This window comes from Cytobacillus firmus, from assembly GCF_023657595.1.
Lineage (GTDB): Bacteria > Bacillota > Bacilli > Bacillales > Cytobacillaceae > Cytobacillus > Cytobacillus firmus_B.
The window spans coordinates 4,640,152-4,656,927 of record NZ_CP098323.1; the positions used below are offsets into that span (position 1 = coordinate 4,640,152).

The following is a 16,776-nucleotide window of genomic DNA, read 5'->3' on the forward strand; positions in this document are numbered from 1 at the left end:
GAAAAAATGAAAAAATTATTAATTATGTGCGGAACAGGAATTGCTACATCAACAATTGTAACTGGAAAAGTTAAATCCTGGCTGGAAGAAAACAACCTGCAAACGAAAGTAAAGTTATTTCAATCTAAAATCAGCGAAGAACTCGGCCGGATTGATGAGTATGATATCATCGTATCCACTACACTTGTTCCAGATAATATTAAAAGCAAGGTCATTGATGGTGTCCCTTTATTGACAGGCATTGGCAAAGAGGACATGTTTGAGAAAATTAAAGAGCAAATTCTAGCATAATATATAGAGAATAATAACCTATTAAAAACATAAGAGACACCTGCATTTCAATGCAGGTGTCTCTTATGTTTTATTCCTACCAGCGTGCAGTCAGCATCTTTCTTCTTGTATAGAATTCCACTCCATCCGTCCCGTTTGCGTGGAGGTCTCCGTAGAAGGAGTTTTTCCAGCCGGAGAATGGGAAGAAGGCCATTGGCGCCGGTACTCCAATGTTCACTCCGAGCATGCCGACCTCGATGTTTTCTCTGAAGTAGCGGACGCTGCTTCCGCTGTCAGTGAATAGGCATGCACCGTTTCCGAAGTCGGATTTGTTCGTAAGCTCGATTGCTTCTTCCAGATTTTTTACACGCACAACAGAAAGTACCGGTGCGAAAATTTCTTCTTTCCAGATTTTCATTGATGGATCCACATTATCAAAAATCGTTGGTCCGATGAAGTAGCCGTTTTCGTGGTATGCTTCGTCTTTGCGGCCATCACGGACAAGTTTTGCTCCTTCTTTTTCGCCAATTTCAATGTAATTGCTTGTGCGTTCCTTGTTTTCCTGGCGGATGACTGGGCCAAGGAATACATTTTCATCCAAGCCGTTACCGATTGTCAGCTGACTCGCCTGTTCATTTAATCTCGCAACAAGCTCGTCGGCAATGGAATCCACGGCTACTACTACAGAGCAGGCCATGCACCGTTCACCAGCTGAACCGTATGCAGCAGCGATAATTTCCTTAACCGCTCCATCAAGGTCTGCATCAGGCAGCACGATTGAGTGGTTCTTGGCACCAGCCAGCGCCTGAACGCGTTTGCCTTTTGCTGTTGCAGATTTATAGATATATTCGGCAACAGGCTGGGAGCCAACGAATGAAATTGCCGGAACATCCTTATGGTCGATCAGGCTGTTTACCACGTCATGCGCGCCATGAACAATATTGAATACGCCAGCTGGAAGGCCCGCTTCTGTGAACAGCTCTGCCAGACGGTTAGCAAGGATTGGTGTTCTCTCAGATGGCTTTAATACAAATGTGTTGCCGCATGCAATCGCTAGCGGAAACATCCAGCAGGGAACCATCATCGGGAAGTTGAAAGGCGTGATGCCGCCAATGACACCTACAGGGTAGCGGTACATGCCTGATTCAATATTGGTCGCAATATCAGGAAGCTGCTTGCCCATCATGAGAGATGGAGCACCTGCAGCGAATTCCACACATTCAATTCCGCGCTGCACCTCGCCATAGGCTTCTTTATAATTTTTGCCGTTTTCTTGTGTAATCAACTTTGCCAGCTCGTCCCAGTTATCTATTAAAAGCTGCTGGTATTTAAATAGAATTCTCGCTCTTTTTGGCACTGGCGTTTTACTCCAGACTTTAAAAGCTTCCTTGGCAGCCTGTACAGCATTGTCGACATCTTCACGTGTAGAAATCGGTGTGCGGGCAAGCTCCTCGCCTGTTGCCGGATTTGGCACCACTTCAAATTTATCAGTATTGGCGTCCACCCATTCGCCATTGATAAAGTTTTTTAATACCGTTGTTGTTGTCGCTGTCATAAGTAAAATCCCCTTTCGAAATCAAAAGATTGAATATAAGAATATTGCCAGGAATAGTACAGCCGTTGGCATTGCTACACTTAGAATGAATATTGGCCAATAGGAGCGTTTATGGGTTTCTCCGCATATCGCCCGGATTGTTGTCACGACATAGCCATTATGCGGCAGTGAGTCCAGTCCGCCGGATGCAAGGGCTGAAATTCTATGCATGGCACCAGGGTCCAGTCCTTGCGACAGATACATTGGCGCCAGAATCGGCAGCGCAATGCCTAAGCCGCCTGATGCCGACCCGGTAATACCGCATATCAGGGTAACGGCAATCCCCAGTCCCATTAACGGCGGTCCCGGGATATTTACCAGTGCATCTACAAAGGTGTCAAACGCAGCAACCTGAGCCGCAACACTTCCGAAGCCTACAACCGCACATGTATTAGCTGCGGCAACTAAAGCATCCTGGGCACCCTTGGCAAGCGCCTCCCAGAATCCGACTAAATATTTCATCATCAGCACACATGCCAGAATGATGCCGCTTGTCAGAGAGATCAATGCGGCCGCCGTCGAAGAAGTGAAGTTAGCAGCCGTATTTAAAATCGCAATTACTGACGCCAGCGGTAAGATGGCCATAATCACATGAGGATAATCCTTCCCTGCCGGAGCAGCATTTGGCCTTTGCATGGACAGCTCCGATTCAAGAGCTGCTGCCGTCTCATTGGCACCCGACGGCTGGTTTGGCAATGAGAAAACCTCGCCATTTTTAACTGCTTTTTTCACCATTCGGCTAAGCAGAATACCGCCTATTATCATTATCAAAAGGGCCATTAACACCCCGATGATTCCGCCTGCTGTCGGCTTTGTTCCGAAAAACTCGGTCGGAATCAGGTTTTGGATCTCCGGCGAGCCCGGTGCTGTCATCGTAAAGGAGATGGATCCGAACACCAATGCCGCCGGGATAAAACGATGCGGCAGGTTGGCCACTTTAAATAGTGACACAGCAATTGGATAAACGGCGAAGCCTACAACAAACAGGCTGACGCCTCCGTAAGTCATGATGGCTGCTGCCGCCACGACTGCAAATACCGCTCTTGATGGCCCAAGTGTATCCTTGACCCAATTCGCAATGCTGTCAGCCGCCTTGGTTACCTGCATGATTTTTCCGAATATGGCTCCCAATAAAAAGATGAGGAACCACGAGTAAAAATAGCCTGTAAAGCCTGTCATGTAATGCTCTGTCAGGGCTGTCTCAAGGTTAAGCCCTCCTGTCAGAGCAACCACAACTGCACTGATGATCGCGGCGATAATAATATTTACGCCTTTCATAGTTAAATACATTAATAGAAGCAGTGAAGCGATTAACCCCAGCATTCCAATCATCTGTGTGTCCCCCTGTTACACTTTCTCGGTTTCAGAGGAAAACTGATAATCGTAACAAACATGGTAAAGCTCTTCGAGTTCGCTCTTAGCCGGAACTCTTGGATTGTTGCCGGGGCTGCCGCTGTCGATGGCGTCGTCTGCCATTTTGCCAACCGCATTCGTAAAGGCTTCCTCGTCTATTCCCCATCCTCTTAAGTTAGGAATATTTAATTTCCCGCAAAGCTCTTTGACGGATTGAACAGCCACTTCTGCAGCTTCTTCATTGGTAAGGCTTTCATTTTCTGGCTGAAAAACTCTTCCTATGTCCGCTAAACGGTCCACACATGCTTCCTGGCTGAACTCAAGAACAGCCGGCAGAAGCATGGCATTTGAGATTCCATGAGGAACATGGAATAATGCGCCGATTGGACGGCTCATTCCATGCACAAGGCATACAGATGCGTTTGAAAACGCCATTCCAGCCTGCAGGGACCCAAGGCTCATTGCCTCCCTGGCATCGACATTGTCTCCCTCATTGTAAGCGGTTAAAATATTTTTCACGATCAGCTTCATGGCCGATATTGCTATTGTGTCTGTCATCGGATGTGCCTTTTTGGATAGATATGCTTCAACCGCGTGGCTTAGGGCATCAACCCCGGTTGCGGATGTGACATTCTTCGGTGATGAAAATGTAAGCAGCGGATCCACAATTGCCACGCTCGGCATAAAAGCAGGCTGTTTAATCATCATTTTGACATCATTGGATGAATTTGTGATGACAGTTACATCTGTGGCCTCAGAGCCAGTCCCGGCTGTTGTCGGAATCGCTATATGAGGAACCGGTGCATTCTGGGCCAGTTTCTTTCCTCCCATATACTCGCCGATATAGCCGCCATTTGTTGCTAAAACCGCTATGGCTTTTGCCGTATCGATACAGCTGCCGCCTCCTACTGAAATAACCAGGTCACATTGCTGTTTTTGAAATAGCTCGAGCGCTTCTGCTACATACTCGTCAGTCGGCTCTGATGCTACCCCCAGATAAACCTCACTTTGTACGCCCGCTTCCTGAAGATAAGTTCTGCATTCACTTACATATCCAAGCTGATCCATTATTTTATCACTGATAATTAACGCGTTTTTCCCTCTAGCCGCCGCTTCAGCACCAACTTTTTCGGAAGATCCCCTTCCATAAAAAATCGCTTCCGGCACCCGGAAAACTGCTGGTTTCTCCATTGGACATTCCACCCCTTTTGTTCTATTACTGCTTATACTTGCAAAGAGCGTGCCAACTTTGAAACCCAGTAAAGTCAGTGTTTTCTTTCTGTGAAAGTGTAGTCACTACACTACAACTGTAGATTTTTTGTAGCGTAATCACTACATTGTCATCAGGTTATTCCATGTTTTTTCAGCTTCTGGTACAGAGTTGTCCGATGAATTCCAAGCAAATCGGCAGCTCTCGATTTATTTCCGCCTGCTCTTCTTAATGCATCCAGAATAATTTCAGACTCTCTTTGGCTGCCCAGTAATTTAGCTTCCTCAATAGACCCTGCAGCCCGATCCACCTTTTTCAAAGTGGGTTCCGGCTTTTTCAGCATCTCCGGCAAATGATGATAGTCAATGACCTTCCCATCAACCAGTGTCACCAGCTGTTCCACCGTATTCACCATCTCGCGTATATTCCCCCTCCACGGATGCTGGACAAAAGCGTTCACCGCCTCAGATGTAAATAGTTTTCCAGGTACCTGGTACCGCTCACAGATTTCCTTCAAATAATGGATTTGCAGGACTGGTATATCCTTTTTCCGTTCCCGCAGCGGAGGGATATGGAGCTGGATGATGTTCAGCCGGTAATAAAGATCCTCCCGGAATTCCCCGGTTTCAACCATTTGCATAAGATTGCGGTTTGTCGCGGCAATAACTCGCACATTAATCTGATACTTTTTCACACCGCCGACACGTTCAGCTTCCTTTTCCTGCAGGACCCGCAGCAGCTTGGTCTGCATGACAAGCGGCATCTCTCCGATTTCATCGAGAAAAATCGTGCCGTTGTCTGCAAGCTCAAACTTCCCGGGTTTGCCGCCTTTTTTCGCCCCGGTAAAGGCGCCTTCTTCATAGCCAAACAGTTCAGACTCGAATAAAGGCTCCGGAATGGCCCCGCAGTTAACACTGATGAAAGGCCCGGTGGAAAATGGGCTGAGGTGATGGATGCTCTTGGCGAACATTTCTTTTCCCGTCCCGCTTTCTCCTGTTATAAGGACAGTAGCCGCAGTCCTGGCAGCCTTCCGTGCCAGCCGCTTCACTTCCGTAATTCCTTCACTTGTCCCAATGATCTGGTCAAGGGTGACCCGGCTGTCATTTTCCTTTTTCTTTGTGAAAAGGTCAGGCTTGGCCTCTTGATTTTCCTGCAGTTTTTCATAGATTTTATAAACTTCTGTGACTCCCTCAAAAATCAGCATTCCGATGGCGCCGGCAATCCGTCCTTCCTTCCAGAGGGGAATCCGGTGCACCACCATGTCATGTCCCTGGATGTTCTGCAGAACCCCCCGTTCAGCGATTCCAGTCTTTACAGTCTCGTGAAGATGTGTGTTATCAATGACCTCTGTGACATGCCTGCCAATTGCATCCTCCCGTTTAATGCCAGTAAAACGGCTATAGGCTTCATTGAATTCCTGCAGAATGCCGTTTTCATCGACAACCGCTATTCCCTCATAGGCGCTTTCCAAAATGGCGCCAAGTGCATCCTCGGAATTATGCTGCTGCCTCAGCTTATACAGGTATTTGGAGAGTCCATCCAGGATATCCCTGGCTGTCAGAATACCCAGGAGTTTGCCATCTTCACCCGTGACAGGAAGCTGATCGTATGGAAGCGACATAATATCGAGGATAGAATCATCTGGCCGGACAGATGCCTGATTCGATTTGGGAATGCTGCCAATTAAAGCATCACCCGGGTTGCCCTGGGCAAAGTAGTTAAGCAGCTTCCTGGAAGTGATCATTCCAACCAGATGATTGGTTTCATCTGTGACAGGCAGGCTTTCCAGATGAAGATCCGCCATCATTTTTGAAGCTTCTGCCAGAGTCTGCCCCGGCTGAATACAAAACGGGCTGGGTGTCATCCAGTTTTTCACTTTAAGGTGCTCATCATTTAGTAAGTCCTCTTTCTTATCAGAAATGGATTGAGGCATACGGAACTCCTCCGGTAATTTTAATTTTCTAAATTATAACACTTTTAAAAGATAGATAGGTTCCAGTGTGGTGCCTGAGTGTGAACATTACTAATAGGGATGGGAAACCTGTAAATAGAGATGCTTGTTTTGCAAATAGCATTCCGCAAAGTCGATGCCGCCGAGTTTTATAGAAAATATCACTTTTAAAAATTAAACTGATTCCAGTTTCGGATTTTTGAACATTACTAATAGAAACGAGAAAACTGCAAATAGAGATGCTTATTTTGTAAATAGATTGGTTGAATCTACAAATAGCATGTGCCATCTTGCAAATAGTGATATGAATTCTGCAAATAGAACAATTCCGCAAAGCCGATGCCGCCTGATTTTATATTGAAAATAACAATTTTTAAAAATAAACTGATTCCAGTTTCGGAGTTTTGAACATTACTAATAGAGACGGGAAATCTGCAAATAGAGATGCTTATTTTGCAAATAGACCGGTTGAACCTGCCAATAGCATGGCCCATCTTGCAAATAGTGATAGAAATTCTGCAAATAGAGCAATTCCGCACAGCCGATGCCGCCGATTTTAAAAGAAAATTCACTTTTAAAAATTCCAGTTTGGAGTTTTGAACATTACTAATAGAGACGGGAAATCTGCAAATAGAGATGCTTATTTTGCAAATAGACGGTTGAACCTGCAAATAGCATGGCCCATCTTGCAAAGAGTCCCAGAAATTCTGCAAATAGGGCAAGCCTGCACAGCAGATGCCACCCGATTTTAATAGAAAGAAAGACAGAGAGCCTTAACCCCTCTGTCTTTCTGCTAAGCACTTTAGAAAATCGAGAATAAAATGACAGCTAAAATAACACCAAGTATCGGCACAATCACTGTCAATGCGCCAAATGCCGGATAGGCATCCTTATGGGACTCGCCGCAGATCGCCCGGATGGTTGTCACAACGTAACCGCCATGCGGCAGGGAATCAATTGATCCGGATGATATCGCCACAACGCGGTGAAGCTCACTTGCATTGACACCCATATCCAGATAGTGCGGAGCCAGAAGCGGCAGGGCAATCGATTGGCCGCCGGAAGCAGATCCGGTCAGGCCGGCAATGACAGCAACAGCCAGGGCTCCGCCGATTAAAGGGCTTCCCGGAATGCTGGTCATGGCATCAACTGCACTGGCAAAGGCAGGGGTTGCTTTAGCCACACCGCCAAAGCCCACAACAGCTGATGTATTGGCAATGGCGATCAATGCGCCGATGGTTCCTTCTGATACGGCACCCCATACATTCGTGAAATATTTAAGGTTAAGAAAATAGGTGGCAAAACAGCCGCTCAATAAGGCAATAATCAAGGCTGACTGAGCCAATGAATCATGGAAAATAAACGAAATCACTAGGACGACTAAGAGCGGCACCATACTTAACATTGGGCTTGGCAAGTTTTCACGGATCAAAGCAGAATCCGTTTCTCTTGCCTCAAATTTTTCTCCATTGCGAAGCGCCTTGTTAATCATTTTCTTCAGCCACCAGTATCCAAATGCCATCATAAAGATAGCGACAATCAAGCTGACTTCCCAGGCGGCATATGGGGAAGTGCCCAGGAACTCAATCGGAATCCAGTTCTGGATCTCCGGGGAACCCGCCGATGTCATGGTAAATGTAGTTGAACCGAAGGCAAGAGCTGCCGGAATGAATCTTCTTGGCAGGTTGGCTTCCTTAAATAGGCTCAATGCCATTGGATAGACGGAGAAGGCAACAACAAACAGGCTTACGCCACCATAGGTTAAGACCGCACAGGCAATGACAACGGCTAATGCAGCCCGTTTCATGCCAATTTTATCGATAATCCATTTGGAAACACTGTCTGCTGCTCCGCTGTCTTCCATAAGTTTTCCGAAAATGGCCCCGAATAAGAACATCAAATACCACGATGTGATAAATCCGGCAAAACCGTTCATATAGTTGGTCAGAAAATTGACCTCACCCTCGCCTGCCAGCTGAGGGAAAATCGGCAATCCACTGAATATTGCAACAATAAATGCTGAAAGAGGGGCAGCAAGCAGCAGATTCATCCCTCTCATCGTCAAATAGATGAGAAGCCCGATCCCCCCAAGCAATCCAATCATACTTAGCATAAGTTCCTCCTATCCCGAAAACCCCTGCCTTCTCTCCATTACCTTCTGTCCTTTACGGATCCTCTCTCCACCAAATGGCCTTCTAATCTTTGGATTTCAGGGGTGTCCGTGTCCCCATTAATATGCTCCAAAAGAAGGTTAATCGAATAATCGACCATTTCGTCAACCGGCTGGTGCCAGGTGGTTAATTCATAAGATGACCAATCTGACATAGCCACATTGTCAAAGCCTACAACAGAGATATCCTCAGGGACTCTGATGTCCTGTTTTTTCAAATAATCCATTGCGCCAAAAGCGGATATATCATTTGCACAGAAGATGGCATCTATCTTTTTACTGCGTTCCAGCAGCTTTTGGGCTGCAGCAAATCCTCCTTCATATGAATAAAGGCCGTTTTCGGTTAAAAAGGAAGAGATGCCGTGTTCTGCCAAAGCTTCCTGGAAACCATTTTTTCGATCAACTGTTGTTGATGTATTCATCGGTCCGGAGATAAAGGCGAGATTTTCATGTCCTTTTTCTATCAAGTAGTGCCCAATCCTTTTCCCGGCAGCAAAGTTATCGCATACAACAGCACTGCTTAAGGAATCGTTCACATATCGGTTAAACAGGACGACCGAGATGCCATTGCGTGTAAATTTCTGCACAGTCGATGAGGTCAAAAGCGCATCTGTGATGATGGCTCCCTCGACGCTGTATTCAATTAAATGGCTCACTTCATCCTCTTGGATCTCGTTATTCTGGGAGTTGATAAACATTACCTTGTACCCTTTTTCAGCCAGCCTGCTGTAAAACTTATCAAGGATTTCCGGATAAAAAGGGTTCTGGATATTCCGCATGACAACGCCAATGATGCGGGACTGATTGGTAATCAGGCCCCGTGCTATGGCATTCGGCTGATATCCAAGCTGTTCGGCAGCATCCAGAATAAGCTGTTTCTTTTTTGATGAGATACTTGAATTTTCACTAAAAGCCCGGGATACGCTCGATTGGGAAACGCCTGCCAATCGAGCGACATCCATGGCTGTCACTTTTTTATTTTTCAACGCGTGTTCCTCCTGCCCGAGTCTAGACAGAGAAATTATATCAGATTTTGCTTACTTCACGAGACTGCTGTAGCGTTTTACACGAAGATCTGCCTGTGCCTGGTGGCCTTTAAAGCCTTCAAGGTCACATAGGCGGGAAGCATATTCACCGATTTTCGCACTCGCTTCCGGAGTTGTTCTCTGGTATGTGCATGTTTTCAGGAATTTGCCCACCCATAGTCCGCCAGTGTAGCGGGCTGCTTTTTTCGTTGGAAGCGTATGGTTTGTTCCGATTACTTTATCACCGTAAGCCACATTTGTTTCAGGCCCAAGGAAAAGTGCACCGTAGTTAGTCATGTTCTCAAGGAAGTAGTTCGGATCTTCAGTTAAAACCTCCACATGCTCATAAGCCAATTTATCCGCTTCCACAACGGCTTCTTCCAGGCTGTTTACTAAGATGATGGAGCCGTAGTCTTTCCATGCCGCTCCTGCAACATCTGCTGTTGGAAGAGTCTCAAGCTGGCGCTCGATTTCTGTTACTGTTTCATTCGCTAATTTTTCAGATGTTGTAATTAGACATGCCGGAGAGTTTGGTCCATGCTCTGCCTGTCCTAGAAGGTCTGTTGCAATCATTTCCGCATCGGCTGTTTCATCTGCAATAACAAGGACCTCTGTTGGACCGGCGAACAGGTCGATTCCGACTCTTCCATATAATTGGCGCTTCGCTTCCGCCACAAACGCATTTCCTGGTCCCACAAGCATATCAACCGGCTCAATGGTTTCTGTTCCGATTGCCATTGCACCCATCGCCTGGATTCCGCCAAGCAGGTAAATCTCGTCAGCGCCAGCAAGATGCATCGCAGCAACCGTTGCAGAAGGAATTTCTCCTTTAATCGGAGGTGTGCAGGCAATCACGCGCTTAACGCCTGCCACTTTAGCAGTCAGAACACTCATGTGGGAGGAAGCAACCATTGGGTAGCGTCCGCCAGGGATATAGCAGCCAACACTGTTTACCGGAACATTTTTATGGCCAAGGAACACGCCAGGCAATGTTTCCACTTCAATGTCCTGCAATGCTGCTTTTTGATGTTCAGCGAAATTGCGGATTTGTTCCTGCGCAAACTTGATATCGTTGATTGTCTGTTCAGGTACAGATGCAACAATATCTTTGATAAGCTCTTCAGATAGTCTGAATTGCTCCGGTGACCACTTATCGAACTGCTCGGAAAGCTTGCGGACTTCTGCATCTCCATTTTCTTCGATATTTTTAAGAATGGCGCTCACCGATTCTCTTACTTTTACATCTGCTTCCTGTACCTCTTGATCATTTTTGCCTTGTTTTAAGAAAGTTGCCATTTTGATATCACTCCTGTTTTTATTTTTGAATACGTATGCAAAATTAAGGAAAAAAATTTATATGGCTGTCCATCCGCCATCAACTTTAATCGTATCGCCTGTAATAAACTTTGATAGGTTGGAAGAAAGGAATAGAGTTGCGGCCGAAACATCCCCGGCATCCGCAAGCTTTCCTAGCGGAATTCTGCCGTAGACTTCCTTTTCAAATTCCTTGTCCTCGAACATTTTTGAAGTCAGCTCGGTTTCGATGAAGGTTGGTGCCACCGCGTTAACATTAATGCCATGTGATGCCCACTCTACCGCGAGCGCTTTCGTCAGCTGCACCATGCCTCCCTTGCTGGCACAATAGGCCGCCCGTTTGTAGTAGCCGACAAACGCCATCTGGGAAGCAATATTGACAATCTTGCCGGATTGGTTCGGGATCATATACTCGGCTGCTTTCTGGCTGCAGAAAAACGCTGCCTTCAAATTGGTATCAAGCGTCAGGTCCCAGTCCTCTTCGGTTACTTCCATGGCAGGCTTGGCCCGGTTAATTCCGGCGTTATTGATCAGCACATCGAGAGAGCCCATATAATCCACTGCTGCTTCTGTCATTCTTTTAATCTCTGAGACATTGTTCAAATCCGCTGCAACATAAAAACTATTATTATTTATTTTTTTCAGTTCATCGGTAGTCTGGCGGAGTGCGTCTTCATTTCTGCCCACGATCACAACCTTCGCTCCGTTTTCGGCAAAGGACATGGCGATATCCCTTCCGATTCCTTTGCTTCCGCCTGTCACGATTACCGATTTATTCTCCAGATCAGGAAAGTTCTTCATGCCATTCCTCCATCAGCTTTATTGGATTCCCAGATCCTTCTTTAGAAAACGGATCAGCTCAGCTTCCCTTTTCTGATTGTACTCTTTGGAAAAAGCCTCATCCCACTTGTAGTAGCCTTCACCCGTTTTATCGCCGAGCTTCTGTTCAGACTCAAGCTTCTTTAGTGCCGGCAAAGATTCCTCTGCACTGGATAAGTGCTGGAACAAATAATCAGATATGGCGGAGAAGACATCCAGTCCGCCCATATCGGCCGTCATCAACGGGCCTGAAACAGGGAGCCTGCGTCCAATGCCGTAAGTAACGGCATCATCAATATCTTCTTTGCTCGCGATGCCTTCCTCTAGAAGGTATTGGGCTTCACGGAAAAGTGCATATTGAAGGCGATTGCCGACAAAACCGGGAACCTCTTTTTTCACTTCAATCGGCTTTTTCTTCATTTGCTTTAAAAGCTGAAAGGATCTTTCCACTGCTTCATCGCCGGTCTTCTCACCGCGAACAACCTCGACAAGTGGAATTAAATGTGCCGGGTTCCAGAAGTGCGTCACTACCGTGCGTTCCGGATGGGCAGTCTCTGAAGCAATCTCCGTTGGACTAAGGCCTGAAGTATTGCTTGCGAGAATGACATCGGGATCACAGAGAGCGTCGAGACGTTTAAATAAGTCAATTTTTAATTGAATGTTTTCCGGTACAGCTTCAATCACGAAAGTAGCACCCTGAACTGCTTCTTCAACAGAGACAGTCATTTTAATATTTTCCTGAATGTGGCCAGCTTCCGATTCGGATAAAATACCGTTATTGAGCATAACCTCAAGCTTCTTTAGCATGTTGGTCCAGCCCTGTTCCAGGTCGGCGTCGCTGATTCCCTGCATGGTCACGCTCAGTCCGGCCCAGGCCGCATTAAGCGCAATGGAATGGCCCATCGTGCCGCACCCAAGTACAGCTATTCTCTCCAATCGCTCACCATCTTTCTGAAATTTCTAGTTTTTGAATACGTATTCAATATACAATGTAAGCGCTGTAATTTCAACATAAAATTATAAATTGTTAAAATATTCATTTGTTTTTAGCTGAAAATTTAATCAAACGTTTGATGGATTTTAATAAAGTGACTGACAGATCAAATCCTGCCAGGCCACTGCTTAGGGGACAGGTTGACTGTCCCTTGACCCGTGCGTGTGAACATTACTAATAGAATCAGGAAATCTGCAAATAGAGAAGTTTATTTTGCAAAAAGATTGCTGGAATCTGCAAATAGAATGGCTAATCTGCAAATAGAGGGGGAAATTTTGCAAATGGAGCAATCCAACACGGCAGATGCTGCCGTTTTAATAGAAAATAACACTTTTAAGAAGATAGACTGATTCCAGTTACAGGGTTTGGCAGATGTGATGTGTGAGTGTGAACATTACTAATAGAATTGCGAAACCTGCAAATAGAGAAGCTATTTTGCCAATAGATTGCTGGAATCTGCAAATAGATTGGCCAATCTGCAAATAGAGGGGGAAATTTTGCAAATAGAGTAATCCAGCACGGCAGATGCTGCCGTTTTAATAGAAAATAACACTTTTAAGAAGATAGACTGATTCCAGTTACAGGGTTTGGCAGATGTGATGTGTGAGTGTGAACATTACTAATAGAATTGCGAAACCTGCAAATAGGGAAGCTCATTTTGCAAATAGATTGCTGGAATCTGCAAATAGAATGGCCAAACCTGCAAATAGAGGGGGAAATTTTACAAATAGAGCAATCCAGCACGGCAGATGCTGCCGTTTTAATAGAAAATAACACTTTTAAGAAGATAGACTGATTCCAGTTACAGGGTTTGGCAGATGTGATGTGTGAGTGTGAACATTACTTATAGAATCGGGAAACCTGCAAATAGAGAAGCTTATTTTGCAAATAGATTGGTTGCATCTGCAAATAGAATGACCAATCCTGCAAATAGAGAGGAGAATTCCGCAAATTGGCCGTTTCGTACGGCTGCTTTTATGGAAAAAAGACAAAGAGCCTAAGCCCCCTGTCTTCTCTGATAAGATTAAGTATCCAAAAACGTCTTCCCCTTCAGCTGATCCAACGTCACCACAAAGTCGTGCAGCAGTTTGTAGGAGTTTTCCATATCGTCCAAGTCGACTACTTCAATCGGCGTATGTGTATAGCGGGATGGGATGGAGATAACCCCTGCTGTGACGCCTTTGTTCGTCATATGGATAGCGCCAGCATCTGTTCCGATTCCCATGAAAACTTCATGCTGATATGGGATACCTCCTTCTTCCGCCACTTTTTCTAGGTGCTGAGTGACAAGCGGATGGGCAATCAGTGATTTATCAGCGATTTTGATGCATGGGCCATTGCCCAGGATTCTTGTGCCTGTCATGAGCACGTCAAATGTGTCGCTGGTTGGTGTTGTATCCAGTGCCAGTGCAAAGTCCGGTTCTACAGCAGCAGATACAACGGATGCCCCTCTTAACCCAACTTCCTCCTGAACCGTAAAGGCACCGTAAATGTCGCCATGCTGAGTCCCATTTCCTCCGATATTTTGGAGCAGATGAATCAATAGGGCACAGCCTGCCCGGTCGTCCAAAGCTTTGCCCGTAACGCGGTTTTTTCCTATTTTCTTAAACTCGGTGCCATAGCTGATGGGCTGTCCAATCTTGATTCCCATTTCCACGGCTTCTTCTGCAGTACGGGCGCCGATATCAATATACAGATCGCGGTGGCTGGAAATGCGTTTTGGATCATCCCACTTCACATAGTGAGCTGAAATGGTTCCGATCACTCCATCAATATTGCCTTTTTCAGAACGGACCTTAACCGGCAATGATAAAAGAATACGATCATCGAATCCGCCTAATTTCTCAAAACGAATTAACCCATTCTCTTCGATTTTTTTCACGATAAACCCAATTTCATCGGTGTGGGCCGCAATGACTAACGAAGGATAATCCGGGTTATTCCCTTTCTTTTTCACAATCAGGTTCCCGACTGAATCGACGTGGTATTCATCTACATAATCCTTTACTTCATTTAAGATAAATCGTTGGACATCCTGTTCAAAACCGCTTGGACCTACGATTTCGCATAACCCTTTTAATAATTCATACACAGTGAAACCCTCCCTTAGATATGAAAAGAGTCCCCCGCAAACGCAGGGGCTCTGGCTGTTAATTCGTCAAGTAAACCTTCGTAAAGTCATCATCTTCCATTGGGTGTGCAGTGAATCCCTGGACATAGGCCGCCATTGCGATTGGCGGTGTTGTATGTGCAAGCGTCACCCATGGGGCATCTTTGTGGAAAATTTCCTGGGCCTGCTGGTAAAGCTTTGCCCGTTCGTCCTGGTCAAATGTTACACGTGCGTCCTGCAGAAGCTTCGTGAATTCTTCATTTTCATAGAACGCACGGTTGCTGGCAGGTTTCTCCGTATTCGTTGCACTCAGGTTCGGGAACAGGAAGTTATCCGGATCGGCCATAACGCCTGTCCAGCCGTATAAGCCCATTGGATGTTCCCCGTTGCCAGACTTTTGAAGGTACGTTGCCCATTCATAGGTTACGATTTCAGCTTCGATGCCTACTTTTTTCAGATCTGACTGGATGGCTTCTGCCACCTTCATTGGCTGCGGCATATATGGTCTTGGGTTGCTCATAGCCCAAAGCTGGGTCTTGAATCCATCTGGATATCCTGCTTCTGCCAATAGTTTTTTCGCTTCTTCCACATTGAATTTGTAGTCCTCAATGCTGTCATTGTAGCCCCAAAGCACAGATGGGAATGGGTTTTTCGCCACTTCGGCATAGCCGTTATAAAACGCATCCACAATGGCCTGTTTATCAATGGCCATATTGACAGCCTGGCGGACTTTAACGTCATCGAAAGGCGCCATTTGAGTATTAAGAACCATATAGCCGATGTTAAAACTTGGGCGCTTGACAAGACTTAAGTTTGAATCAGCTTCAATGGTCGTGGCATCATCCGGATTCAGCCCATCAATGATATCAACTTCACCCGCTTGAAGTGCCGTAAGACGTGAGGAATTCTCCGGAATGACGCGGAAAATCAGTTCATCCAGATATGGACCTTCTCCTGCATAATTTTCATTTTTCTTTAGGACGATTTTGTCATTGGTTTTCCAGCTGACAAATTCGAACGGGCCTGTTCCCACTGGATGTTGATAGAATTTGTCACCATGCTTTTCGATCGCCGCAGGACTTGCGATTCCAAACATAGGAATAGCCAAATAGCTGATAAATGGAGCTGTCTTTTCCGTTAATTTAAACTCTACTGTTGATTCATCAACTGCTTTTACATACTCGATCTTATGGTTCGGGTCTCCTTTAAAGCCCCCGTACAAGAATGGGTAGTATGGAAAATCCCCTTTGTGGTAGGGGTTTTCAGGATCCATCCACCGATCGAAGTTGAACACGACCGCTTCCGCATTAAAATCGGTTCCATCCTGGAACTTGATGCCCTTTTTCAGTGAAATTGTCCATGTCAGTCCATCGTCAGAGACTTTGTGAGATTCCGCTAATCCCGGCTGGACTTCAAGATTTTCGTCATATACAAACAATGTTTCAAAAATATTGCTTGTTACACGGATAGATTCACCATCCGTTACATTGATGGGATCCAGCCCAATCGCATCAGCACCGCGGGCATAAATTAGTGAACCGCCCTCTTTTGGATCGCCGCTGCTGCCTCCGGATGCTTTTTCACCGCTGCCGGAACATGCTGAAAGCAGTAATGAAAGAATCAGTAAAATGCTTAAAACCAGTGAAGACTTGCCTTTCATTGTTTTTCCCCCTTGTGATTTTTATGTAGATGAAAGTAAGATAAAGTCTTATTTTTAGACTTTTCATACTTTTTAATAAAAATTAGTATATATTAGATTATCGAAATATTCTACTATATTTTTAGAGTCGAAATACTTATTTTTGAAAGCTTGTTTTACCAGCTTCTTTACTATTAAGGTTGTAAGCGATTACATTAATTTCGTGACTTTCTAATAATTTTCTTGATAGAAACAAAGGCGGAAGCGCCTGATCAGCTCCGATAGGCATAACGAATCACGCAGGAAATCTCGATTTCTGGAGTGATT

12 protein-coding genes are annotated in these 16,776 nt (G+C 45.6%); 1 reads left to right on the plus strand and 11 read right to left on the minus strand.

What is annotated here, in order from left to right:
• Positions 1-6: 6 nt before the first annotated feature.
• Positions 7-291, plus strand: a complete 285-nt coding sequence (locus NAF01_RS23260) for a PTS sugar transporter subunit IIB (protein WP_250801310.1) — start codon at positions 7-9, stop codon at positions 289-291.
• Positions 292-367: 76 nt separating this feature from the next.
• Here NAF01_RS23260 and NAF01_RS23265 read toward each other — a convergent pair whose 3' ends face one another.
• From NAF01_RS23265 to NAF01_RS23315, 11 genes are all read right to left on the minus strand, one after another.
• Positions 368-1,825, minus strand: coding sequence for a CoA-acylating methylmalonate-semialdehyde dehydrogenase (locus NAF01_RS23265; protein ID WP_197217825.1), 1,458 nt, complete (start codon positions 1,823-1,825; stop codon positions 368-370).
• A gap of 21 nt (positions 1,826-1,846) precedes the next feature.
• The gene (locus NAF01_RS23270) at positions 1,847-3,196 is read right to left on the minus strand and encodes a GntP family permease (RefSeq protein ID WP_197246632.1); all 1,350 of its coding nucleotides are present in this window, start codon (positions 3,194-3,196) and stop codon (positions 1,847-1,849) included.
• A gap of 15 nt (positions 3,197-3,211) precedes the next feature.
• Complete coding sequence (locus NAF01_RS23275; RefSeq protein WP_250801311.1) at positions 3,212-4,408, minus strand: iron-containing alcohol dehydrogenase; 1,197 nt, start codon at positions 4,406-4,408, stop codon at positions 3,212-3,214.
• A 152-nt stretch (positions 4,409-4,560) separates the two neighbouring features.
• Positions 4,561-6,360, minus strand: coding sequence for a sigma 54-interacting transcriptional regulator (locus NAF01_RS23280; protein WP_250801312.1), 1,800 nt, complete (start codon positions 6,358-6,360; stop codon positions 4,561-4,563).
• 820 nt (positions 6,361-7,180) lie between these two features.
• Positions 7,181-8,491, minus strand: a complete 1,311-nt coding sequence (locus NAF01_RS23285; protein WP_197246628.1) for a GntP family permease — start codon at positions 8,489-8,491, stop codon at positions 7,181-7,183.
• A 38-nt stretch (positions 8,492-8,529) separates the two neighbouring features.
• Entirely contained in the window at positions 8,530-9,534 is a 1,005-nt protein-coding gene (locus NAF01_RS23290; protein ID WP_197217813.1) for a LacI family DNA-binding transcriptional regulator, read from the minus strand.
• A gap of 51 nt (positions 9,535-9,585) precedes the next feature.
• Positions 9,586-10,869 (minus strand): histidinol dehydrogenase, encoded by a 1,284-nt coding sequence (gene hisD / locus NAF01_RS23295; RefSeq protein ID WP_250801313.1) that lies wholly within the window; start codon positions 10,867-10,869, stop codon positions 9,586-9,588.
• Positions 10,870-10,926: 57 nt separating this feature from the next.
• Positions 10,927-11,688, minus strand: coding sequence for an SDR family NAD(P)-dependent oxidoreductase (locus NAF01_RS23300; RefSeq protein ID WP_250801314.1), 762 nt, complete (start codon positions 11,686-11,688; stop codon positions 10,927-10,929).
• Between the two features lie 18 nt (positions 11,689-11,706).
• Complete coding sequence (locus NAF01_RS23305) at positions 11,707-12,642, minus strand: 3-hydroxyacyl-CoA dehydrogenase family protein (protein ID WP_250801315.1); 936 nt, start codon at positions 12,640-12,642, stop codon at positions 11,707-11,709.
• Between the two features lie 1,082 nt (positions 12,643-13,724).
• Complete coding sequence (locus NAF01_RS23310) at positions 13,725-14,792, minus strand: M42 family metallopeptidase (RefSeq protein ID WP_250801316.1); 1,068 nt, start codon at positions 14,790-14,792, stop codon at positions 13,725-13,727.
• A 58-nt stretch (positions 14,793-14,850) separates the two neighbouring features.
• Positions 14,851-16,470, minus strand: a complete 1,620-nt coding sequence (locus NAF01_RS23315) for an ABC transporter substrate-binding protein (protein WP_048009174.1) — start codon at positions 16,468-16,470, stop codon at positions 14,851-14,853.
• Positions 16,471-16,776: the final 306 nt, after the last annotated feature.

Bases quoted from the DNA above. Each gene is read 5' to 3' on its own strand.
- NAF01_RS23260 (WP_250801310.1), top strand. From the start codon at position 7: ATGAAAAAATTATTAATTATGTGCGGAACAGGAATTGCTACATCAACA.
- NAF01_RS23265 (WP_197217825.1), bottom strand. From the start codon at position 1,825: ATGACAGCGACAACAACAACGGTATTAAAAAACTTTATCAATGGCGAA.
- NAF01_RS23270 (WP_197246632.1), bottom strand. From the start codon at position 3,196: ATGATTGGAATGCTGGGGTTAATCGCTTCACTGCTTCTATTAATGTAT.
- NAF01_RS23275 (WP_250801311.1), bottom strand. From the start codon at position 4,408: ATGGAGAAACCAGCAGTTTTCCGGGTGCCGGAAGCGATTTTTTATGGA.
- NAF01_RS23280 (WP_250801312.1), bottom strand. From the start codon at position 6,360: ATGCCTCAATCCATTTCTGATAAGAAAGAGGACTTACTAAATGATGAG.
- NAF01_RS23285 (WP_197246628.1), bottom strand. From the start codon at position 8,491: ATGCTAAGTATGATTGGATTGCTTGGGGGGATCGGGCTTCTCATCTAT.
- hisD (WP_250801313.1), bottom strand. From the start codon at position 10,869: ATGGCAACTTTCTTAAAACAAGGCAAAAATGATCAAGAGGTACAGGAA.
- NAF01_RS23300 (WP_250801314.1), bottom strand. From the start codon at position 11,688: ATGAAGAACTTTCCTGATCTGGAGAATAAATCGGTAATCGTGACAGGC.
- NAF01_RS23315 (WP_048009174.1), bottom strand. From the start codon at position 16,470: ATGAAAGGCAAGTCTTCACTGGTTTTAAGCATTTTACTGATTCTTTCA.